Raw genomic sequence first — 20420 nt, forward strand, 5'->3', positions numbered from 1 at the left:
CCCCGAAAACGCGTTATCGAGTCAACCGGGTCAACCGCGCTAGCGCCAGCGTGCCGCGGCCTGCTCGTCGGTGGCGCGGGCTTCGACCCAGCGGGTGGCGTCGCCGCGATGCTCGCGTTTCCAGAAGGGCGCGTCGGTCTTGAGCCGGTCGATCAGATAGGCGCAGGCGTCGAGCGCCTCGCGGCGATGGAGCGCGGCGGTGCCGAGGAAGACGATCCGCTCCCCCACGGCCATGCGGCCGACGCGGTGGACGATCGTCGCGCCCAGCAGGTTCCAGCGGGCAGTGGCAGCCTCGGCGAGCGCCACGAGCGCCGCCTCGGTCATCCCGGGATAATGTTCGAGCTCGAGCGCAGTGACGCCATCGTCGCCGCGGACGATTCCGGTGAAGGTCGCGACGCCACCGGCGCCCCTCTCCTCGAGCGCGGCGACTTCGACCGCCAGCTCGATCGGAGCAGGATCGACCGAAACCCGGATCATCCGCCGCTCACCGGAGGAAAGATCGCCACTTCGCGCGCGCTGCCGAGCAGAGTGTCGAGCGGCACGAACTGCTGGTCGATCGCGGCACGCAGCCGGGCGGGATCGCCCAGCGCCTCGGCATGGCCAGGGCTGCGCCCCGCGAGCCATTCGATGAGCGCGACGACGGTCTGCACGCCCGCGGGAGGGTCGACTTGCTCCTGACCCGTTCCCACCGCTTCGCGGACCCAGGCGAAATAGAGCACGTCCATCAGGTGTCCATGTGCTTCAGACCGACGCGGAGATAGTCCCAGCCGGTGATCAGCGTGAGCGCGGCGGCGATCCAGAAGCCGGCCATCGCCACGTGCGCAAGCCACCAGATCTCCGGCAGCGCCCCCGCCAGGATGATCCCGCCGAGCGCCACGAGCTGCAGCGCCGTCTTCCACTTGGCGAGGCGCGATACGGGCAGCGAGACCTGGAGGCCGCCCAGGAACTCGCGCAGCCCCGATACGGCGATCTCCCGGACCAGGATGACGAGCGCCGGAATCAGGTGAATCTCGGCGATCACGCCGCGGCCTGCCAGGATCAGCAGCACCGCCGCGACCATGATCTTGTCGGCGATCGGATCGAGGAAGACCCCGAGCTTCGAGACCGTTCCCTTGGCCCGCGCCAGATAGCCGTCGAAATAATCGGTGATGCCCATCAGGCAGTAGAGCGCGAAGGCGATCCCGTATCCCGCCCTCCACTCGGGCCACCACAGGAAGGCGGCGAGGAGGGGTACGGCAAGGATGCGCGAAAGCGTCAGGATATTGGGGAGCGTCAACATCGGGTCCGGCATTAGCACCACCCGCACAGGAGCGGGAGGGAATTTCCGTTGCCGCCCTCGTCCCGCCTCGGCTATGCGGGCCGCGTCGTTCGGGCGGGGATAACCGCCGCTTCAGGGGTTTCGCGGAATGATCGGTGCGCTCGGGTTGATGAGGGAGCGCCGTTTCCTCCCCCTGTTCGTCACGCAGTTCCTGGGCGCCTTCAACGACAATCTGTTCAAGAACGCGATGATCTTCTTCGCGACCTACCAGATTTTCAATTCGGTGGAGCAGGAGACGCAGTTCAGCGCGATCGCCACCGGCATCTTCATCCTCCCCTTCTTCCTCTTCTCCGCGCTCGCAGGCCAGCTCGCCGACAGCTACGACAAGGCGAAGATCATGCGGATCATCAAGGCCGCCGAGGTCCTGATCATGCTCGTCGGCTCGGCGGGGATCTTCCTCAAGAGCCTGGAGTTGATGCTGGTCGCACTCGTCGGCATGGGGATCCACTCCACCTTCTTCGGGCCGATCAAATATGCGGTACTGCCCCAGCACCTCAACGAAGACGAAGTGCTGGGCGGCACCGGAATGGTCGAGGCGGGCACCTATATCGCCATCCTGTGCGGCACGATCGCAGGCGGCGTGATCAGCCCCACCGTCGCCGCCTTCGCAGTGGTCGGAGTGGCGCTCACCGGCTGGTTCTCGTCGCTCAAGATCCCGCCCGCGCCGCCGCTCACCAAGCTCAAGCTCGATTTCAACATCTTCCGCTCGTCCTACCGGCTGATCGCCGCGACGATGCATATCAAGCGGCTCTACCTGGCGATCGTCGCGATCAGCGTCTTCTGGACGATCGCCGCGATCCTGGGCGTGCTCTTCCCGCCGCTCGTCAAGAACGTGTTCCATGCGCAGAAGGACGTGGCGAGCGTGTTCCTGGCGATCTTCTCGGTCGGCATTGCGATCGGATCGGTGATCATCAACCGGCTGCTCAAGGGCGAAGTGTCGGCGCGCTATGCAGTCGCATCGGTGCTTGCGATGTCGGTGTTCGTGATCGACTTCCGCTTCGCCGCGGTGTTCTGGCCGGTCAATGACGGGCCGCTGCTCCAGACGGCGCGTTTCATCGTCATGCCCGCCGCGTGGCGTGTGCTGTTCGACCTTGGCATGATCGCAATCACCGGCGGGATGTTCGTCGTGCCGCTGTATGCGTTCCTCACTACCACCGTCGAGAAATCACAGACGGCGCGGACCGTGGCGGCGAACAACATCGTCAATTCGGGGGCGATGGTGGCGGGATCGGTGGGCATATTGGGAGTGACGCAGATCCCCGGGGTCAGCGTCGAGGATGCGATCTGGGTGGTGGTGCTGCTCTGCTTCGCCTCGGCCTTCTGTGCCTGGCGCCTGCATCTGGCCGAGCGCCTGCCCCACGGACCGGACCTGATCCCCTAGAGGAGGAAGGTGTAGAAGCAGACGAAGAAGGCAGTGAAGCTGAGCGCGAACAGCTTCACGTCGCTGTCGTCGCGCGCCTTCTGCTGGATCGCCGCCGCACGGCGGACGTGGCGGCGGATCGGGTGGCGGCGGGACGGGCCCGGGATCTGGAGCTCGCTTTGCATGGCGAGGAGGTTAACGCGTCATTTACGATTCGGATCACCGCAATGATGGTTAACACCGTCTAAACCCGGGACAGCCGCCTCCTCAGCCCGTGGGCGCCGGCCCGGTGGTCGCCCGCACCACCAGCTCGTGCGCCAGCGTGACCTGCGGTTCCTCGGCATTGCCCGACAGCATCAGCTCCGCCGCGGCATAGGCGAGCTCGCGCACCGGCTGGCGCATCGTGGTGAGCGGCGGCCACACCGCCTTGGCGAGATCCGAATCGTCGAAGCCGACGATCGAAAGCGCATCGGGCACGGCGATGTCCATCTCGTGCGCCACCGCGAGCGCACCCGCGGCCATATCGTCGTTGCCGGCGAAGATCGCCGTCGGGCGCGGCTCGCGCTGGAGCAGCTTGCGCGCCGCCTCACCGCCCGAGGCGAAGCTATAGTCGCCCGCCACCACCAGATCAGGGTCGAAGGCGATTCCGTGCGCCTCCAGCTCGGCGCGATGCCCGGCGAGCCGGTCCGAAGTCGAAACATGGCTCTCGGGCCCGCGAATGAAACCGATCGCGCGGTGCCCCAATCCCACCAGATGCCGCGTGATCTCGCGCGCCGCAGCGATGTCGTCCATCGTCGCCGCCAGCCCGGCGCCCTTGCGGATGCCCGGCGCGATCCGGACATAAGAGATGTTCCGCCGATCGAGCTCGTCGAGCAGCGCGGTCGCCTCGGTGACGGGCGGCGAAAGGATCAGCCCGTCGAGGTGCGTCTCGTCGATGAGCGCGAGCACATTCGAGACCAGATCGGGCGACTGGCTGTCCACCGGCTGGAGCAGCAGACGGAACCCCAGCTCGGTGCAGCGCTGCTGCGCGCCCGCCTGGATGTGATAGACGTAATAAGGGCTGGGATTGTCGTAGAGCAGCGCCACCTGGAACGAGCGCCGCCCGGCGAGCGTCCGCGCGGCGTGGCTGGGCCGGAAATTGAGCCGCGCGACGACTTCCTCGACGCGGCGGCGAGTCTCTTCGCTGACGTGCTTCTCGTTGTTGAGCACGCGCGAGACCGTCTTGAACGACACCCCCGCGATCTTCGAGACTTCCTTGATGGTGGGACGGCCCGACATCGCTCTCCCCGGCCGCAGGCGAATGTTACGGCTGCGATAGCCATATTTGACAGCGCCGTAGCGATGCAAGCGCGTTGTGCATCGCATCTTTCGCAACCCGCTCTCGAAATATGGCCGCGCGCGGACTAGATGCGCACCCATGCAGCCGCGTTTCCTTCCCCGATTTACCGAGCGACGGCCAGGGTGAGGACGCTCGGCGCGGTCCTCGCCGGCGGCAAGGCGCGCCGCTTCGGATCGGACAAGGCCGAAGCGATGCTCCGCGGCCGCGCACTGATCGAGCATGCAGTCGAGGCGCTGCGGCCGCACTGCGATGCGCTGGTGATCGTCGGCCGCCGCTCGCCGCTCGCTCCTTCGGTGGAGGATTGGCCGGGCCCCGACATGGGCCCGCTCGGCGGCCTGGGCGGTGCGCTCGACCATGCGCTGCGCCACGGCTTCGATCAGGTGCTGACCAGCCCGGTCGATTGCGTCCGTCTGCCCGCGGACCTGCGCACGCTGCTCGATCCCGCACCCGCCTGCCTCGCCGACCAGCCAGTGATCGGGCTGTGGCCCGCACGCGCGGCCGGCGCGCTGGAGGAGCTGCTGTTCAGCGACGCCCGGCATTCGGTCTACGGCTTCGCCGAACGGATCGGCGCGCGGATGGTCAAGACCGCCACTCACCCGATCAACATCAACACGCCCGAGGATCTCGACGGGCTCGAGCATTCCCTGCCGCAGTAACGAACAAGGATCGAAGCAATGCCCCGTCTCGCCCAGATCACCCGCACCGGCGGCCCCGAAGTCATCGAATGGGTCGAGCGCGACCTGCCCGCTCCAGGCGCGGGCGAGGTGCGGATGCGCACGACCGCGGCGGGGCTCAACTTCATCGACGCCTATCACCGTTCGGGCCTTTACCCGGTGCCGCTGCCGAGCGGGCTCGGGCTGGAATCGGCCGGGGTGGTTGCCGCGGTCGGCCCCGGCGTGGAGGGCTTCGCGCCCGGAGACCGCGTCGCCGCTTGGGATGCGGGGCTCGGCGCCTATACGACCGAGCGCAACGTCCCCGCCGACCGGCTTTTCCGCCTGCCCGACGCGATCGACGACGAGACTGCCGCGGCCGCGCTCCTCAAGGGCTGCACCGTCGAGTTCCTCGTAGAGCGCTGCGCGCGCGTCGAGCCAGGCTGGACGGTGCTGGTGCATGCAGCGGCGGGCGGCGTCGGCCAGTTGCTCGTGCAATGGCTCAAGCATGTCGGTGCCACGGTGATCGGCACCGTCGGCAGCGAGGAAAAGGCCGAGCGTGCCCGCGCCGCGGGCGCCGACCATCTGCTCCTCTCCCGCCGCGACGACATCGCCGCGCGGGTGCGCGAGATCACCGGCGGCGAAGGCGTGCCGGTGGTGTTCGACGGCGTCGGCGCGGCGACCTGGCAGGCATCGCTCGCCGCCACGCGCCGCCGCGGGCTCGTCATCAGCTATGGCAATGCGAGCGGACCGGTGGAGGGCGTCAAGCTGGCGACCCTCAACCAGCACGGATCGCTGTTCGTCGCGCGTCCCAAGATGGGCGATTATTATGTGACGGCGGAGGAGCGGCAGGCGGGCACCGCGCGCCTGTTCGATCTGATCATCGCAGGCGCGCTCCGCCCCGAGATCGGTCAACGCTTCGCGCTCGAGGACGTGGCTGAGGCCCACCGCCGACTCGAAGCGGGCGAAACGCAGGGGGCGACGGTGCTGCTTCCCGCGGCGGGCGGTTGACGCGGTTGACTCGATAACGGGTTTTCAGCCGAAGCGACAGCGACGCGCCAGCGAAGCGACGGCGAAGCGACAGTCACGCTACACCCACGCGACATTGAGGCGACACCGGGGCGACACCCAAGCGACACTGACGCGGCAGCGACGCGCCACTGACGCATCACCCACGCGACACGCAGGCGACAGGGACGCGTCACCGACGCGCCACGCACGCGACGCCGAGGCGCCGCCCACGCTACGCCGTACCGCCCGAGGGGATTCCGCTTGCTGCCCATTACAGGAACAAAAGCAGATCAAATCCTATTTTTCCAGCGGATTTGAGGTGTCTGCTTACGCTCCACTTCTGGTCGTTCAATGACCCGTCGCCGCGCCCGGAACCCGGACGCGAGCAGCAGTCAGCCTGACCAGCGCGTGCGCGGCTCCTTCAAGGCGAGCTCAATGGTGTGCGCGTCCCGCTGTTCGATATTGATCACGTGCTTGGCGGAGAAGGGGAGCTCGGTGCCAAGCCAAAGCTCGTCGTTTTCAGCGATGGCGTCGGGCTCGTTATCAAGGACACCGAGATACCCGTCCGGGGTCCGCTCTCGAACAAGGACCCACATGCGTTCCACGGAAACACGCTCGTCCGCGTTGTCGATGCTGATGCGAAAGATGAGCTTGGCAAGGTCACCGGGGCCAAGGCTTTCTCGCCTATGCCGCTCAGGTATCCAAAAGGTGTCGGGTGCTTCGGCGTGGTAAGCCTCCCCGTCATCAAGGCACCACCCGTCGATGTTGAAGTCTGGCTCGCGCATTGAACGAGCTTAGCGCCATATCGGGGGTCTGCAATGTTCTACCGATCGCCCGAAAGCCGCCTGTCGCCTAACCATCCAACCTCAGACATTGGGGGAAACGACGCGGATACTAGCGCGTCTATTCCATGCCCTGAACCTGTTTCAGGGTCCACTTCTCCAATCGCGGTTCGGCGTTTGTGGCACGGTGGATGCTGAAACAAGTTCAGCATGACGGGCTATTGGGAATGATCGCTTTCCGCCTTTCCCGCTCATTCGCCGCGATCTGGACGGGCTCTAGAAGCAGTCGGTTTGCAATCGGCGGCCAAGCGTCGTTAGATCGCCGCGGGAAACGACCTTGCAGCCGGGAGATGTGCCGTGGGACGTCGACAGTTCGTTGCTATTCTCTGCTCTGCGCTATTGACCGGGGCCTGCATGCAAAATGGCGGCAGCCCGACACTGCCGCCGGGGCTGGCGGCCGGCAAGCTCAGCGGAACGGTTACCTACCGGCAGCGCATTGCATTGCCGCCGGATGCGGTGGTCGAGGTCAGCATCGTCGATGTGGCGAAGATGGACGCACCGTCGCGCACGATCGGAAGCGTCCGTGTGCCGACGCGGGCGCGCCAGGTGCCGATCCCGTTCGAGCTTCGCTACGCTGCGGACCGTTCCTCCGGCCCTGCCGAATATGCGGTTCAGGCCCGGATCGAAGACGGCCGGGGGCGCTTGCTGTTCATCACCGACACGCGCAACCCGCTGCCTGCCGGCGGTCGGATCGAGCTGGTTGTCGTGCCGGCTGGGGGATAACGGGGTTCAAAACTGGGCCCAGGTCTTTGGAACCCGACCCAGGGCGGATTGATCTTCAGGCCGGAGCATGTCGGATCAGCCCATATCACCCGTCACCCCGGACTTGTTGCGGGGCCCACCGGGAGACAAGCGGCCGGACAAGAGGCTCCAAGGCAGCCGGTGCGGCGGAGTGGGCCCCGGAACAGGTCCGGGATGACGGTGTATTCTGGGAAACGGGGCCAAAAATCTAAATGTCGATCCGTCCCTAGTAGGTCGTGCGGCCGCCCGAGGTGTCGAAAGTCGACGCCGTGGTGAAGCTGCATTCCTCGCTCGCCATGAACAGGATCATGGCGGCGCTCTCCTCGGCTTCGCCGAGGCGGCCCATCGGGATCTTCGAGCGCATGTAATCGACCTGGCTCGCGGGGAGCTGATCGAGGATCGGGCTCTCGAAGGTGGCCGGAGTCAGCGCGTTGGCGATGATTCCCTTGCCTGCCAGCTCCTTGCCGAGCGACTTGGTGAGGCCGATCACGCCCGCCTTCGACGCCGAATAGGCCGAGGCGTTGGGATTGCCTTCCTTGCCGGCGACCGAAGCGACGTTGACGATGCGGCCATAGCCGTTCGCCAGCATGTGCGGGATCACCGAGCGGCAGCAGTAGAACAGGCCGTTGAGGTTGATGTCGACCACGCGCTGCCAGCTGTCGATCGGGTATTCGTGCACGGGCGCAGTGGCACCGGTGATGCCCGCCGAGCAGACGAGGATGTCGACCCGGCCGAGCGCCGCGGCACTCTCCGCGGCGGCTTTGGTGACGCCCTCCGCATCGGCGACGTCGACCTGCGCGGTGTGCGTCGCGCCGACCTCGCCCGCCGCTTCCGCCAGCGCGTCAGCGTTGACATCCCACAGCGCGACCTTGCCGCCCTCGGCGACCAGACGCTTGGCGACTGCGCGGCCGAGGCCCGATGCCCCGCCGGTGATGATCGCGGTCCGCCCCGCGAAGCGATCGGCGTAGAGGCTCACCCGAGCACCTCGTCACCGAGGTGGCGCCAGGCGACGACCTGCTGCTGCTGTTCGCCGAGCTTCGCGATGCCGAGCCGCATCGTATCGCCGACCTTGAGGAAGACCGCGTCGGGCTTCTTGCCCTCGCCCACGCCCGGCGGCGTGCCGGTGATGAGCAAGTCCCCGGGATAGAGCGTCACATAGCGGCTGACGTAGGAAATGATCTCGGCGACGTTGAAGATCATCGTGCGGGTGTTGCCGGTCTGCATGCGCGCGCCGTTGACGTCGAGGAACATGTCGAGATCCTGCGGGTCGCCGACTTCGTCGGGCGTCACCAGCCACGGACCGACCGGGCAGAAGGTGTCGTGCCCCTTGCCCTTGCTCCACTGCGAGCCGCGCTGCTTCTGGTTGAAGCGTTCGGAAACGTCGTTGGCGATGGTGTAGCCGGCGACATGGCTGAGGGCATCGGCTTCGTCGACGTAGCGCGCGGTCTTGCCGATCACCACGCCCAGCTCGACTTCCCAGTCGCTGTGCGTCGAATCCCTGGGGATCATGACCTCGTCGTTCGGGCCCGTGAGGCTCGACAGCGCCTTCATGAACATCACCGGCTCGGTCGGGATCGGAAGGTTCGATTCGATCGCGTGATCCTCATAGTTGAGGCCGATCGCGACGATCTTGCAGATGCCCTTCACGGGCACGCCGTAGCGGACCTCCCCCTCCACCACGGGGAGCGTCGCCGGATCGATCGTGCCGAGCGAGGCGATCGCCTCGACGGTCAGATCGTCGATCTTGCCCGACAGGTCGCGGATCGCGCCCTGGGCGTCGATCAGACCGGGCTTTTCCTGTCCGCGAGGGCCGTAACGGCAGAATTTCATCTTTGCTCTTCTTTCGGCTCAGTGAGTGTAGGGGCGGTGCATCGGCAGGTCGCGGTTGAGCTCGACGCCGAACCCCGGCTTGTCGAGCGCGCTCGCGCGCAGGCGCCCGTTGTGGGGCACCGGCTCGCCGATCAGCTGGGGGTGGAACATCGGCACGACTTCGGTCGGCCCGGGGTGCATCATCAGGAACTCGGCGAAGGGCGAGTTGTGGCGCGTGATCACGAAGTGATAGCTGTAGACCGACGAGCCATGGGGCACGACGAGCGTGCCGCGCGCGTCGGCCAGCGCCGAGATCTTGAGCAGCTCGGTGACGCCGCCGCACCAGCCGACATCGGGCTGGATGATGTCGCAGCAGTCCATCTCCATCAGCATGCGGAAGCCCCAGCGGGTCGCCTCATGCTCGCCGGTGGTGACGAGCAGGCCCTTGGGCGCGTTGCGCTTCAGTTCGGCATAGCCCCAGTAATCGTCGGGGCTGATCGCCTCCTCGATCCACTTGAGCCCGCATTCGTGGTAGGCGCGGTGCGCGAGGCGCGTGGCATAGTCGACGTCGAGCGCCATCCAGCAATCGTACATCAGCCAGAAATCGTCGCCGACCTTGGCGCGCATGTCCGCGAGCAGCTCGATGTTCTTCTGCATACCCTCCAGCCCCTCGGCGGGGCCGTGATGGAGCGGGAGCTTGCCGCCGATGAAGCCCAGTTCCTTGGCGACGTCCGGACGCGCGCCGGTGGCGTAGAACTGCAGCTCGTCGCGGACCGCGCCGCCGAGCATCTGATACACCGGCTCGCCGCGAAGCTTGCCGAGCAGGTCCCACAGCGCGAGGTCGACACCGGAGATGGCGTTCACCACCAGCCCCTTGCGGCCGTAATATTGCGTCGAGAAGTACATCTGGTCCCAGATCTTCTCATATTCGGTGGGGCTGCGGCCCTCGAGGAAGCGCGACAGGTGCTTCTCGACGATGAAGGCGGCGGGCTCGCCGCCCGTGGTCACCGCGAAGCCGATCGTGCCGTCATCAGCCTCGATCTCCACCACCAGCGTGCCCAGCACGTTGATGCCGAAGCTCTGCCGCGACTGGCGGTACTCGGGATATTTGGACATCGGGGTGGCGATATGGTCGTCGATCCAGTGGCCGCCGCCCTGGTCGTGGTAATCGGCACCGCCGCCGCGCACGGTGAAGGCGCGAACCTGCTTGATCTTGGGAAGCCCGGCTGAAGCCACCTCTTTTGATCCCCTTCTGCTCCGCCCGTTTCAGATTGCCGGACGCGCATTGACAATGTGAAAAATTCCAGGCCCACGATACCATTATGTGATACCGCAAACCGACTTTGCTGATGTTTGGGATGAACCGGAACCGAGAGGCCCGCCGCTTTTCAACCCCTCCGATGCTTTACTTTCTCACTTTATGGGATAGGATGTTACTTGATGAGACGAGACACGTCAAACGCTGAATCGGACGCAACCGAGGCAAAAACCGCGCCCAAGGTGCAGGGAAGCCAGACGCTCGTCCGCGGGCTCGACATGCTCGACAAGGCGGTCGACGGCCCCGTCAAGCTGGCCGAACTCTCGCAGCGGATGGGGCTGACGCGCTCGACCACGCACCGGCTCGCCAATGCGCTGATCGATCGCGGGTTCCTCACTTATCTGCCGCGCGACGGCTATCAGCTCGGGCCCAAGCTGATCCAGCTCGGCTTCCTCGCGCAGAGCCAGGCGGACATCGTCCAGATCGCGCGCCCGCGCATGGAGGACCTTGCCGCCACCACCGAAGACACGGTGCACCTGGGGCGGATGGACGGCGACCTGGCGCTCTACCTCGACAAGATTCCCGGTCGCCGCCGCGTCGAGATCTCGAGCCGCATCGGTGATCGCCAGCCGCTCACCTCGACCGGGCTCGGCAAGGCGCTGCTGATCGACGAGACCGAGACCGAATGGGATCGTCTGTTCCGCGCCGACCAGTCGCACGGCGCTCCCAGGGCGGACCGCGAGCAGTGGTTCGAGCGGATGCGCGGCTATGCCGAGGCGGGGCACGCCTTCGACCTCGAGGAGAATGAGGATCTGATCCGCTGCGTCGCCGCACCGATCCGCGACGTTTCGGGCAAGATCGTCGCCGCGATCAGCGTGTCGAGCGCGGCGCAGTATATGGACGACAATCGCATGGCGGAGCTCAGCGCCGACGTGCGCGAGACGGCGCAGCGCATCAGCGGCGACCTGGGCTGGAGCCCGGACGTGCGCGCGCCCCGAAGGGTTCGACGGTAGTTAGGAGAGCATAGTGAAGCTTCTGGAAGGCAAGACCGTGCTCGTCACGGGCGCCTCGACCGGTATCGGCCGCGCGGCCGCGGTCGGCGCCGCCAAGGCGGGTGCGGACGTGGTGATCAACTATCACAGCCGCGACGACGACGCCGCGACCTGCGTCGCCGAGATCGAGGCGGCGGGGCGCCGCGGGCTTGCGGTGAAGGGCGACGTGGCTCGGCCGGAAACCGCCGCCGAGTTCGTGGCCAAGGCGGTCGAGGCGTTCGGCAAGGTCGACGTGATGGTTTCCAACGCCGGCATCTGCCCCTTCCACAGCTTCCTCGACATGCCGGTCGAGACCGTCCAGCGCACCGTGCAGGTCAACCTGCTCGGCGGCTATTTCATGTGCCAGGCGGCGGCGAACCAGATGGTCAAGCAGGGCCATGGCGGCGCGATCATTGCGGTGTCGTCGATCTCGGCGCTGGTCGGCGGCGAGTATCAGACGCACTACACCCCTACCAAGGCGGGGCTCCATTCGCTGATGCAGTCGACGGCGATCGCGCTGGGCAAATACGGGATCCGCTGCAATTCGGTGCTCCCGGGCACGATCCTGACCGAGATCAACAAGGACGATCTCGCTGACGCCGAGAAGCGCAAATACATGGAATCCCGCGTGCCGCTCGGCCGCCTGGGCCAGGCCGAGGACCTTGCCGGGCCGATCGTGTTCCTTGCGTCCGATATGGCGGCCTATGTCACCGGCGCAGCGCTGCTGGTCGATGGCGGCGCGTTCGTGAACCTGCAATGAGGCTGCTCGCGGCCGCCGCGGCGATGCTGCTGGCGCTGCCCGCGGCGGCGCATGAGCGGATCTTCATCGCGAGCGACTCCACCGCGCAGGGCTATGGCGCAGATCGCTATCCGCAGACCGGCTGGGGGCAGATGCTCGGTTGCGGCCTGGCGCCCGGCGTCGAGGTGGTCAACCGCGCGATGGGCGGGCGCAGCACGCGCACCTTCATCTCCGAGGAGCGCTGGTCCAAGCTCGTCGCCGATGCGCGGCCGGGCGATCTGGTGCTGATCCAGTTCGGCCATAACGACGCGAGCAGCAACCGCCCCGAACGCTATGCCCCGGCGGCGGGACTCTATCGCGACAATCTGCTGCGGATGATCTGGGAAGCGCGCGGCAAGGGGCTGGTCCCGGTGCTGGTGACGCCCCCTGCCCGCCGCTCGTTCGAGGACGGCAAGGCCAAGGCCGACTTCGCCGAATACAGCCAGGTGATGCGCGAGCTGGTGGTGACCACCGGCACGCCGCTGATCGATCTGGAAGCGCGCTCGCGCACACTGCTCGACCGGCTCGGGCCAGAGAAGGCCAAGGCGCTTTATCTTCACTACAAGCCCGAGGATCGCGTCGCTGCCTATCCCAAGGGGATCGACGACGACACGCACTTCAGCGAACTGGGCGGCCGGGCGATGGCCGATCTCGTCGCGCAGGAGCTGAAAGGTCTGAAGGTTCCTGTGGCCGAGAAGGTGCTCGCCGAGCGTCCCGACCTGACGCGGACGACGCCGCTGGGCAGTGCGGCCTGCCGATGAGCGAGCGCCGCCAGGTCGCGCTGTTCGTGACCTGCCTGGTGGACGCGATGCGCCCCCGGATCGGCTTCGCCGCGATCGACGTGCTCGAAGCCGCGGGGTGCGACGTTCATGTCCCGCAGGCGCAGACCTGCTGCGGCCAGCCCGCGCTCAATTCAGGCGACCGGCGTGACGCCGCGGCAATCGCGCGTCGGACGATCGAGGCGCTGGAGGGCTATCCCCATGTCGTGGTCCCCAGCGGGTCGTGCGCAGGGACGATCCGCGTCCATTATCCCGAGCTGTTCGTGGATGATCCCGAGTGGCTCGCGCGCGCCGAAGCGCTCTCGGCACGCACCTGGGAAATCCTCGCTTTCCTCGACGAGGTATGCGGCTGGCGGCCCGAAGGCGTCACCCTCCCCGTCACGGCGACCTATCACGACAGCTGCTCGGGGCTGCGCGAGCTGGGCATCAAGGCCCAGCCGCGCCGGCTGCTGCGCGGCGTCGATGGCCTCACGCTTGCCCCGCTGGTGGGCGAGGAGACCTGCTGCGGCTTCGGCGGCACCTTCTGCGTCAAATACCCCGCGATCTCGAACGCAATCGCCGACGAGAAGGCCGCCGCGATCGAAGCGAGCGGCGCCGGGCTGCTGCTCGCGGGCGATCTCGGCTGCCTGATGAACATGGCCGGCAAGCTCCACCGCCGCGGTTCGGCGGTGCGCGCGATGCACACGGTGGAAGTGCTCGCCGGGATGGGCGCGGGTCCGGCGATCGGCGAGGAAGGATGAGCGGGTTTAAGGACCGCGCGGCGGCGGCGCTCGCCGATCCGGTGCTCAAGATCGCAGTCGAGCGCACCGCAGGGACCGCCGAGGCAAAACGCGCGGTGGCGGTCGCCGCCTTCCCCGATTTCGAGGCGGCGCGGACGCGTGCAGCGGCGATCAAGGACCATGTGATCGCCAACCTCGGCCATTATCTCGAGCAATTCGAAGCGAATGCGATCGCCGCGGGCGCGCAGGTCCATTGGGCCGAGACCGCCGACGAGGCGTGCCGCATCGTCGTCGACATTTGCCGCCGCGCGGGTGCGAAGTCGGTCGCGCGCTCCAAGTCGATGCTCGGCGAGGAGGTCGGGCTTCCGCATGCGCTCGCCGAGGCCGGGATCGAGCGGGTCGAGACCGACCTTGCCGAGCACATCATCCAGCTCGCCGACGAGCGCCCCTCGCACATCGTCTGGCCCGCGATGCACAAGACGCGCGAGCAGGTCTCCGCGCTGTTCCGCGCGCGCCACGCCGAGCCGCACGTCGAAGAGACGATCGCTGCGATGGCGGAGAGCGCGCGGCGCCACCTGCGCGCGGGAATGCTGAGCGCCGATGTCGGCATCTCGGGCGCCAATTTCCTGATCGCCGACAGCGGCGCTGTCTGCACCGTCACCAACGAAGGCAATGCCGAGCTTTCGGTCGTGCCGCCGCGCCTGCATATTGTCACCGCGGGGATCGAGAAGCTGGTCCCCACGATGGACCACGCGGTCCACATGCTGCGGATGCTCGCCCGCTCGGCGACCGGCGCGACGCTCACCCAATATACCAGCTTCTACACCGGCCCCAAGCGCGCGGGCGATCTCGACGGGCCGGAGGAGATGCACATCGTGCTGGTCGACAACGGCCGCACCAAGATGCGCGCCGACGGACTGGCCGAAATGCTGCGCTGCATCCGCTGTGGCGCGTGCATGAACCATTGCGTCGTGTTCCGCCAGATCGGCGGGCACGCCTATGGCAGCACCTATCCGGGACCGATGGGGGCCGTGCTCACGCCAGCGCTCGACGGGCTCGCCGCAAACCGCGACCTGCCCAACGCCTGCACGATGAACGGCAAGTGCCAGGAAGTCTGCCCGGTCAAGATCCCGCTCCCCACGCTGCTGCGCGGCTGGCGCGACCGGAGCTGGCGCGAGGGACTGGAGCCCGCGGGCACACGCAGCGCGGTGCGGCTATGGGCATGGGGCGCGCAGCATCCGCGGCTCTATCGACTGGGAAGCGCGGTCGCCGTGCGTGCGATGCGGCTGTTCGGCCGCGGCTGGATCGCCTCGCTGCCGCTCGCCGGCGGCTGGACGCGCCACCGCGATCTTCCCGCCCCGCAGGGCAAGACCTTCATGGAGCTTCACCGCAAGGGCAAGCGGGCATGAGCGCGCGCGACCGGATATTGGCGCGGCTTGCGGGTACGCCGAGCGCCGGCATCGGCGCCGAAGCGCAGGCGCTGCTCCGCGCGCCCGAGCGGCCGCAAGTCGATCCCGACGCCCTGATCGAGACCTTCGCGGCCGCGCTCGCCGGGCCCAGCGTCGCGGCCACGCTCGACCGGATCGACCGGATCGACGCAGTGCCCGACGCAGTGCGCAGGTATCTGGAGGCCGGAACGGGGTCCGCCGGGCTGTACCTGCCGCCCGATCCACTGCTCGCCGGCCTCGACTGGGGCGGCACGGCAATCGCCACGGACTGCCCGATCGACGGCGGCGCGGCGCTGGCAGTCGCGACTGCCGCGGTGGCCGAAACGGGCACGCTCGTCCTCGACACGGCGCCCGCGGCACCGATGCTCCCGAACTTCCTCGCGCTTCACCACATCGTGCTGGTTCGGCGCGAAACGATCGTCGCTTACCTCGAGGACATCCTCGGTCCCGCTGCCTGGCCACGCGCGCGATACTGGATCACCGGTGTTTCCGGCACGACCGACATCGAGGGCCAATATGTCCGCGGCGCGCACGGCCCCCGCTTCCTCCACGTCTTGCTGATCGGCTGACCGCCAGCCGCTTTCGATTAGTCGTACTAATTCTAAAAAGCCCATTGTTGCTGGCGCGTGTTTGAGTCATACATGTTGGGATAAGATAACAAAAAATGAGAACCACGTTCGAGCGTGGCTCGGGCAAATCAGTGGAGGGGAAACGATGAAGCGTCGTAGCTATTCGCGTATCGGCTTTTCGCAGCAGATCGGGATCTCGGGGACGGCGCTCGCCGTCGCGCTCGCATGGAGCGCCCCGGCGCTAGCGCAGGATGCGTCCGCGCCCGATCCGGCCACCACCGCCAACCCGCAGGAACCGGAGGAGGAAATCCTCGTCCAGGGATTCCGCGCCTCGCTCAACAGCGCGCTCAACCAGAAGCGCAACGAGACCGCGGCGATCGACAGCATCGTCGCCGAGGACATCGGCAAGTTCCCGGACAGTAACCTGGCCGAATCGATGCAGCGGGTGCCCGGCGTGGCACTCTCGCGCGGCGACGGCGGCGAGGGCCGCAACATCTCGGTCCGCGGCCTGGGCGCCGGCTTCACGCGCGTTCGCATCAACGGGATGGAGGGCACGTCGCAGACGGGCTCGTCCGACATCTACGGCGCCGGCAACTCGGGCCGCAGCTTCGACTTCAACGTCTTCCCGACCGAGATCTTCTCCGAGCTCCAGGTGCGCAAGACCACGTCCGCGGACGTCGAGGAAGGCTCGCTCGGTGCGACGGTGGACCTCAAGGCGCCCAAGCCGCTCGATTACGACAAGGACTTCGTCCTCTCGGCGACTGCGCGCGGCGTCTACAATACGATCAGCAAGAAGATCGATCCGCGCGCCTCGCTGCTCGTCTCCAAGCAGTTCGCCGACGGCACCTTCGGCGTGCTCGCCTCGGTCGCGTACCAGAAGCGCAACATCCGCGAAGTCGGCTATTCGGCGGTAGACATCCTGTCGGCCAATACCAACGGGCTCGACCCCGACGGCAACGGGCCTGCGGCCATCCAGCCCTTCTGCACCCCGATCGGCTATACGCCGTTGAGCCCCGCAGTCGGCACCAAGGGCGCCACGGCGACGATGTGCAGCACCAACAATCCGCGGACGAGCACGCTCGACGCCTATAATACCGTCGCGGGTCTGCGTCGAGCGGACCTGCCGAACACGCCGGGCAGCGGCGCCTTCCTGCCGCGCCTGCCGCGCTACGTGAACTCGGAGCAGGACACCGAGCGCGTCGGCGGCACACTGACGCTGCAGTTCTCGCCCGACGAAGACACCGACATCAGCATCGATGCACTTTATTCGCGCTACGAGGTCGAGCGCCGCGACAACTATATCCTGGGGCTCTCGTTCGGCCGCAGCGTGACCAACAATGGCCAGCCGATGACCTCGGTGCGCGACATCGAGTTCGACGAGAACGGCTCGCTGGTCTACGGCCTGTTCGACGGCGTCGACGTGCGCTCCGAAGGGCTGGTCGATCACTGGATCTCGGACTTCAAGCAGGGCAACGTCAACTTCCGCCACCGCTTCACCGACAGCTTCGAGTTGAGCATGTTCTTCGGCATCAACCAGTCGGTCTGGTGGGGCCCGAAGCGCTTCCAGACCTTCATGGATGCGATCGACACCGACAATTTCTCGGTCGATTTCCGCGATGGCGAGGCGACGCCGATCATCGGATTCGGCTTCGATGTCTCCGATCCGGCCAACTTCAGCTATGCCCCTGCCCTTGCCGACGGCACCGTGCTCGGCGGGTTCAGCTTCCAGGGCAAGCCGTCCAAGAACCAGACCGACAATCTCACCGCGGAGATCAACACCGACTGGGACATCGATCAGGGCCTCAAGCTCAAGATCGGCGGCCAGTTCCGCCGCAGCGACTATAACGCGTACAACTCCAACCCCTACACAGCCGACACGATCGTGCGGCCGCTGCCGGCGGGCACCAGCCTGGCCAGCATCACGCGCCAGATCAGCGGGCTCGACGAGCTGTTCGGCAGCGGCGCGCCTGCGAGCTGGGCGGCGATCGATCCGGACAAATGGGACGAAGTGTACGACTATGATTCGGTGCGCTTCTGCCGCACCGAATGCGGCGCCGGGGCCTCGCGGATTCGCGAGGAGATCAAGAGCGCCTATGTGATGACCACCTTCAACACCGAGGATGCGCTCCCGGTGCGGCTGCGTGGCGACATCGGCGTGCGGTACGTGCGTACCGACATGCTGGCGGCGGGCTATATCTCGGTCTCGGCGCCGGCCGGCTCGACACCGACCAACCTGCGCGGGCAATATGCCCAGGTGCTCCGCGGCTATGACGACTGGCTGCCTTCGGGCAACGTGGCGATCGAGCCGATGGACGACCTCATCATCCGCCTGTCCGCCGCCAAGGTCATGGCGCGGCCCGAGCTCGGCCAGCTCGCGCCAACCAGCGGCATCACCGCGACCACGCGCACCGGCAACATCAACAACCCCTATCTCGACCCGATCCGCGCCGACACCTTCGACGCCGCGATCGAATGGTACTTCAAGCCGGGATCGCTGCTGTCGGTCGCCTACTTCAAGAAGGACATCAAGAGCTTCGTCCAGCGCGTCACCAGCCAGGTACCGTTCAACCAGCTCGGGCTTCCGGTGGAACTGCTCACCGGCACCAATACCGCGCCGACCGAGATTTTCACGATCGGCCAGCCGGTGAACACCCCAGGCGGCCCGCTCGAGGGCATCGAGGTCAATGCCCAGATCCAGCTCGACTTCCTGCCGAGCTTCCTCGGCAATTTCGGCGTGCTGGCGAACTACACCCACGTCACCTCGACCATCGAATATGTCCTGGCAAGCGTGAACGGCGTGCCGACGGTGACCACCACCGCGGACCTGATCGGCCTGTCCAAGAACACCGCGAGCGGCACGCTCTTCTACGAGGACAGCAAGTTCAGCATCCGCGGCACTGCGAGCTACCGCGACCGCTACATCCGCGGCATCCCGGCCTCGCCGGGCAGCGACCTGCAGGGCAATTCGCCGAACATGTTCGTCGATGCCTCCGCCTCCTATGCGGTGACCGACAACATCAAGGTGATCCTGGAAGCGCAGAATCTCACCGACGAGCGCAACAATCTATACATTGACAGCGAGCGCAAGGACACGTTGTTTCAGACGCGGATTGGGCGGACGTTTAATTTCGGGGTCAACTTCCAGTTCTGATCCGCCTTCCTACGCGGGCCGCTTTCCATCCCGGCGGCCCGTTCTTTTTGCACAAGGAGCACCATGCGCACCCTTTTCCTCGCCGCTGCACTGGCCACATCTGCGATCCTGCCCGCGCAGGCCCAGCAGACCGCGACCGCGACGATCCGGGCCGATGCGCCCGGCCCCAAGATCGACCGGCGCATCTTCAGCCAGTTCGCCGAGCATCTGGGCACCGGCATCTACGGCGGCATCTGGGTGGGCACCGATTCCAAGATCCCCAACACCCGCGGCTATCGCAACGACGTGGTCGCGGCATTGAAGGCGCTCAAGGTGCCGGTGGTGCGCTGGCCCGGCGGCTGCTTCGCCGACGAATATCACTGGCGTGAAGGCATCGGCCCGCGCAAGCAGCGCCCGGTGAAGGTCAACACCCATTGGGGCGGCGTGACCGAGGACAATGCGTTCGGCACCCACGAGTTCATGGACTTCGCCGAACTGATCGGCGCCGAGGCCTATGTCTCGGGCAATGTCGGCAACGGCACCCCGCAGGAAATGGCCGAGTGGGTGGAATATATGACCGCACCCGCGGGCGCGCTCGCCGACCTGCGCGCCAAGAACGGCCGCAAGCAGCCGTGGAAGCTCCCCTTCTTCGGGATCGGCAACGAGCTGTGGGGCTGCGGCGGCAGCATGCGCCCCGAATATGCCGCGGACCTGACGCGCCGCTACGGCACGTTCATCAAGGCGCCGCAGGACAACCGCCCCGCCAAGATCGCCAGCGGCGCCAACAGCGACGACTATAACTGGACCGAAGTGATGATGCGCGAGGCCGGCCGCCACGTCGACGGCGTCGGTGTCCACTACTACACCGTCCCCGGCAGCTGGCAGAAGAAGGGATCGGCGACTCAGTTCGACGAGGAGGAGTACGCCCGCACCATCTCCAAGACGCTCAAGATGGAAGAGCTGGTCACCAAGCATTCGGCGATCATGGACAAATATGATCCCGACAAGCGCGTGAACCTGGCCGTGGACGAATGGGGCACCTGGTACGATGTCGAGCCGGGCACCAACCCGGGCTTCCTCTATCAGCAGAACACGATGCGCGACGCGATCGTCGCCGCGCTCAACATCAACATCTTCACCCGCCACGCCGATCGCGTGCGGATGACCAACATCGCGCAGATGGTGAACGTCCTCCAGGCGATGATCCTGACCGACGGGTCGAAGATGGTGCTGACGCCCACCTACCACGTCTTCCACATGTACCTGCCGTTCCAGGACGCGACTCTGCTGCCCGTCGAGGTCAAGTCGCCGTGGTACAACAAGGATCAGTGGGTGGTGCCTGCGGTGAGCGCCACCGCGGCGCGCGGCACCGACGGGCTGGTGCACGTCGCGCTGGTCAACGCCGATCCGAACCGGCCGGCCACCGTCACTGCGGCGCTCCAGGGCGTTACCGCGAGCACGGTCGCAGGCCAGGTGCTCACCGGCACGGTCCAGGCGCACAACAGCTTCGACGCGCCCGAGGCAGTGAAGCCGGCACCGTTCAGCGCAGCGAGCGTCTCCGGCGGGAACCTGACCGCGACGCTGCCCGCAGCATCGGTGGTGGTGCTGACGCTCAAGTGACCTGATCCCGCAAGGGAC

General features: G+C 66.7%; 21 protein-coding genes. 12 read left to right on the top strand and 9 right to left on the bottom strand.

What is annotated here, in order from left to right; all coding sequences use genetic code 11:
* Window positions 1-39: 39 nt before the first annotated feature.
* From ACMGDH_RS15255 to pgsA, 3 genes are read right to left on the bottom strand one after another with little or no spacing between them, the layout of a single operon-like run.
* Complete coding sequence (locus ACMGDH_RS15255) at window positions 40-477, bottom strand: molybdenum cofactor biosynthesis protein MoaE (RefSeq protein WP_436828824.1); 438 nt, start codon at window positions 475-477, stop codon at window positions 40-42.
* Complete coding sequence (gene moaD / locus ACMGDH_RS15260; protein WP_436828825.1) at window positions 474-725, bottom strand: molybdopterin converting factor subunit 1; 252 nt, start codon at window positions 723-725, stop codon at window positions 474-476. Before moaD ends, ACMGDH_RS15255 begins: the two co-directional genes overlap by 4 nt.
* Complete coding sequence (gene pgsA / locus ACMGDH_RS15265) at window positions 725-1279, bottom strand: CDP-diacylglycerol--glycerol-3-phosphate 3-phosphatidyltransferase (protein ID WP_436828826.1); 555 nt, start codon at window positions 1277-1279, stop codon at window positions 725-727. The genes moaD and pgsA overlap by 1 nt, the downstream gene beginning before the upstream one ends.
* Window positions 1280-1406: 127 nt before the next feature.
* Here pgsA and ACMGDH_RS15270 point away from each other — a divergent pair, with 127 nt between their 5' ends.
* A complete protein-coding gene (locus tag ACMGDH_RS15270; RefSeq protein WP_436828827.1) occupies window positions 1407-2699 on the top strand; it encodes an MFS transporter in 1293 nt (430 codons plus the stop codon).
* On the opposite strand, the gene ACMGDH_RS15275 is transcribed toward ACMGDH_RS15270, so the two are convergent.
* The gene (locus tag ACMGDH_RS15275; RefSeq protein WP_436828828.1) at window positions 2696-2863 is read right to left on the bottom strand and encodes a hypothetical protein; all 168 of its coding nucleotides are present in this window, start codon (window positions 2861-2863) and stop codon (window positions 2696-2698) included. The two genes, ACMGDH_RS15270 and ACMGDH_RS15275, sit on opposite strands and share 4 nt — an antisense overlap.
* 82 nt (window positions 2864-2945) lie before the next feature.
* On the bottom strand, window positions 2946-3956 hold the full coding sequence (locus ACMGDH_RS15280; protein WP_436828829.1) for a LacI family DNA-binding transcriptional regulator: 1011 nt from the start codon (window positions 3954-3956) through the stop codon (window positions 2946-2948).
* 183 nt (window positions 3957-4139) lie between these two features.
* Between ACMGDH_RS15280 and ACMGDH_RS15285 the strand changes: the two genes are divergently transcribed.
* Together ACMGDH_RS15285 and ACMGDH_RS15290 are read left to right on the top strand one after the other, a co-directional pair.
* On the top strand, window positions 4140-4673 hold the full coding sequence (locus tag ACMGDH_RS15285; protein ID WP_436828830.1) for a molybdenum cofactor guanylyltransferase: 534 nt from the start codon (window positions 4140-4142) through the stop codon (window positions 4671-4673).
* Between the two features lie 18 nt (window positions 4674-4691).
* Window positions 4692-5678 carry a quinone oxidoreductase family protein gene (locus tag ACMGDH_RS15290; RefSeq protein ID WP_436828831.1) on the top strand — a complete coding sequence of 329 codons (987 nt, stop codon included), beginning with the start codon at window positions 4692-4694 and terminating at the stop codon, window positions 5676-5678.
* A gap of 392 nt (window positions 5679-6070) precedes the next feature.
* Here ACMGDH_RS15290 and ACMGDH_RS15295 read toward each other — a convergent pair whose 3' ends face one another.
* On the bottom strand, window positions 6071-6463 hold the full coding sequence (locus tag ACMGDH_RS15295; RefSeq protein ID WP_436828832.1) for a hypothetical protein: 393 nt from the start codon (window positions 6461-6463) through the stop codon (window positions 6071-6073).
* A gap of 411 nt (window positions 6464-6874) precedes the next feature.
* Between ACMGDH_RS15295 and ACMGDH_RS15300 the strand changes: the two genes are divergently transcribed.
* Entirely contained in the window at window positions 6875-7243 is a 369-nt protein-coding gene (locus ACMGDH_RS15300; protein WP_436828833.1) for a YbaY family lipoprotein, read from the top strand.
* A gap of 244 nt (window positions 7244-7487) precedes the next feature.
* On the opposite strand, the gene ACMGDH_RS15305 is transcribed toward ACMGDH_RS15300, so the two are convergent.
* From ACMGDH_RS15305 to rhmD, 3 genes are read right to left on the bottom strand one after another with little or no spacing between them, the layout of a single operon-like run.
* On the bottom strand, window positions 7488-8237 hold the full coding sequence (locus ACMGDH_RS15305) for an SDR family NAD(P)-dependent oxidoreductase (RefSeq protein ID WP_436828834.1): 750 nt from the start codon (window positions 8235-8237) through the stop codon (window positions 7488-7490).
* Window positions 8234-9091, bottom strand: a complete 858-nt coding sequence (locus ACMGDH_RS15310) for a 2,4-didehydro-3-deoxy-L-rhamnonate hydrolase (RefSeq protein WP_436828835.1) — start codon at window positions 9089-9091, stop codon at window positions 8234-8236. Before ACMGDH_RS15310 ends, ACMGDH_RS15305 begins: the two co-directional genes overlap by 4 nt.
* Window positions 9092-9109: 18 nt before the next feature.
* The gene (gene rhmD / locus ACMGDH_RS15315) at window positions 9110-10306 is read right to left on the bottom strand and encodes an L-rhamnonate dehydratase (RefSeq protein WP_436828836.1); all 1197 of its coding nucleotides are present in this window, start codon (window positions 10304-10306) and stop codon (window positions 9110-9112) included.
* Between the two features lie 204 nt (window positions 10307-10510).
* Between rhmD and ACMGDH_RS15320 the strand changes: the two genes are divergently transcribed.
* The 8 genes from ACMGDH_RS15320 (at window position 10511) to ACMGDH_RS15355 (ending at window position 20402) form a co-directional block, all read left to right on the top strand.
* Window positions 10511-11341, top strand: a complete 831-nt coding sequence (locus tag ACMGDH_RS15320) for an IclR family transcriptional regulator (protein ID WP_436828837.1) — start codon at window positions 10511-10513, stop codon at window positions 11339-11341.
* Window positions 11342-11354: 13 nt separating this feature from the next.
* On the top strand, window positions 11355-12119 hold the full coding sequence (lra1, locus tag ACMGDH_RS15325) for an L-rhamnose 1-dehydrogenase Lra1 (protein WP_436828838.1): 765 nt from the start codon (window positions 11355-11357) through the stop codon (window positions 12117-12119).
* Window positions 12116-12898, top strand: coding sequence for a rhamnogalacturonan acetylesterase (locus ACMGDH_RS15330; RefSeq protein ID WP_436828839.1), 783 nt, complete (start codon window positions 12116-12118; stop codon window positions 12896-12898). Before lra1 ends, ACMGDH_RS15330 begins: the two co-directional genes overlap by 4 nt.
* The gene (locus ACMGDH_RS15335; RefSeq protein ID WP_436828840.1) at window positions 12895-13656 is read left to right on the top strand and encodes a (Fe-S)-binding protein; all 762 of its coding nucleotides are present in this window, start codon (window positions 12895-12897) and stop codon (window positions 13654-13656) included. The genes ACMGDH_RS15330 and ACMGDH_RS15335 overlap by 4 nt, the downstream gene beginning before the upstream one ends.
* Window positions 13653-15044 (top strand): LutB/LldF family L-lactate oxidation iron-sulfur protein, encoded by a 1392-nt coding sequence (locus ACMGDH_RS15340; RefSeq protein WP_436828841.1) that lies wholly within the window; start codon window positions 13653-13655, stop codon window positions 15042-15044. The genes ACMGDH_RS15335 and ACMGDH_RS15340 overlap by 4 nt, the downstream gene beginning before the upstream one ends.
* Window positions 15041-15652, top strand: a complete 612-nt coding sequence (locus tag ACMGDH_RS15345; RefSeq protein WP_436828842.1) for a LutC/YkgG family protein — start codon at window positions 15041-15043, stop codon at window positions 15650-15652. Before ACMGDH_RS15340 ends, ACMGDH_RS15345 begins: the two co-directional genes overlap by 4 nt.
* 145 nt (window positions 15653-15797) lie before the next feature.
* Window positions 15798-18803 carry a TonB-dependent receptor gene (locus ACMGDH_RS15350; RefSeq protein WP_436828843.1) on the top strand — a complete coding sequence of 1002 codons (3006 nt, stop codon included), beginning with the start codon at window positions 15798-15800 and terminating at the stop codon, window positions 18801-18803.
* A 63-nt stretch (window positions 18804-18866) separates the two neighbouring features.
* Window positions 18867-20402 carry an alpha-N-arabinofuranosidase gene (locus ACMGDH_RS15355; protein WP_436828844.1) on the top strand — a complete coding sequence of 512 codons (1536 nt, stop codon included), beginning with the start codon at window positions 18867-18869 and terminating at the stop codon, window positions 20400-20402.
* The last annotated feature ends 18 nt before the right edge of the window (window positions 20403-20420 follow it).

The organism is Sphingomonas radicis, from assembly GCF_051400635.1.
In the GTDB taxonomy this organism is placed as follows: domain Bacteria; phylum Pseudomonadota; class Alphaproteobacteria; order Sphingomonadales; family Sphingomonadaceae; genus Sphingomonas.

Bases quoted from the DNA above. Each gene is read 5' to 3' on its own strand.
- ACMGDH_RS15350 (WP_436828843.1), top strand. From the start codon at position 15,798: ATGAAGCGTCGTAGCTATTCGCGTATCGGCTTTTCGCAGCAGATCGGG.
- ACMGDH_RS15320 (WP_436828837.1), top strand. From the start codon at position 10,511: ATGAGACGAGACACGTCAAACGCTGAATCGGACGCAACCGAGGCAAAA.
- ACMGDH_RS15275 (WP_436828828.1), bottom strand. From the start codon at position 2,863: ATGCAAAGCGAGCTCCAGATCCCGGGCCCGTCCCGCCGCCACCCGATC.
- pgsA (WP_436828826.1), bottom strand. From the start codon at position 1,279: ATGTTGACGCTCCCCAATATCCTGACGCTTTCGCGCATCCTTGCCGTA.
- ACMGDH_RS15345 (WP_436828842.1), top strand. From the start codon at position 15,041: ATGAGCGCGCGCGACCGGATATTGGCGCGGCTTGCGGGTACGCCGAGC.
- ACMGDH_RS15270 (WP_436828827.1), top strand. From the start codon at position 1,407: ATGATCGGTGCGCTCGGGTTGATGAGGGAGCGCCGTTTCCTCCCCCTG.
- ACMGDH_RS15290 (WP_436828831.1), top strand. From the start codon at position 4,692: ATGCCCCGTCTCGCCCAGATCACCCGCACCGGCGGCCCCGAAGTCATC.
- ACMGDH_RS15340 (WP_436828841.1), top strand. From the start codon at position 13,653: ATGAGCGGGTTTAAGGACCGCGCGGCGGCGGCGCTCGCCGATCCGGTG.
- ACMGDH_RS15295 (WP_436828832.1), bottom strand. From the start codon at position 6,463: ATGCGCGAGCCAGACTTCAACATCGACGGGTGGTGCCTTGATGACGGG.
- ACMGDH_RS15310 (WP_436828835.1), bottom strand. From the start codon at position 9,091: ATGAAATTCTGCCGTTACGGCCCTCGCGGACAGGAAAAGCCCGGTCTG.
- ACMGDH_RS15280 (WP_436828829.1), bottom strand. From the start codon at position 3,956: ATGTCGGGCCGTCCCACCATCAAGGAAGTCTCGAAGATCGCGGGGGTG.
- ACMGDH_RS15355 (WP_436828844.1), top strand. From the start codon at position 18,867: ATGCGCACCCTTTTCCTCGCCGCTGCACTGGCCACATCTGCGATCCTG.
- ACMGDH_RS15335 (WP_436828840.1), top strand. From the start codon at position 12,895: ATGAGCGAGCGCCGCCAGGTCGCGCTGTTCGTGACCTGCCTGGTGGAC.
- ACMGDH_RS15255 (WP_436828824.1), bottom strand. From the start codon at position 477: ATGATCCGGGTTTCGGTCGATCCTGCTCCGATCGAGCTGGCGGTCGAA.
- ACMGDH_RS15300 (WP_436828833.1), top strand. From the start codon at position 6,875: ATGCAAAATGGCGGCAGCCCGACACTGCCGCCGGGGCTGGCGGCCGGC.
- ACMGDH_RS15330 (WP_436828839.1), top strand. From the start codon at position 12,116: ATGAGGCTGCTCGCGGCCGCCGCGGCGATGCTGCTGGCGCTGCCCGCG.
- moaD (WP_436828825.1), bottom strand. From the start codon at position 725: ATGGACGTGCTCTATTTCGCCTGGGTCCGCGAAGCGGTGGGAACGGGT.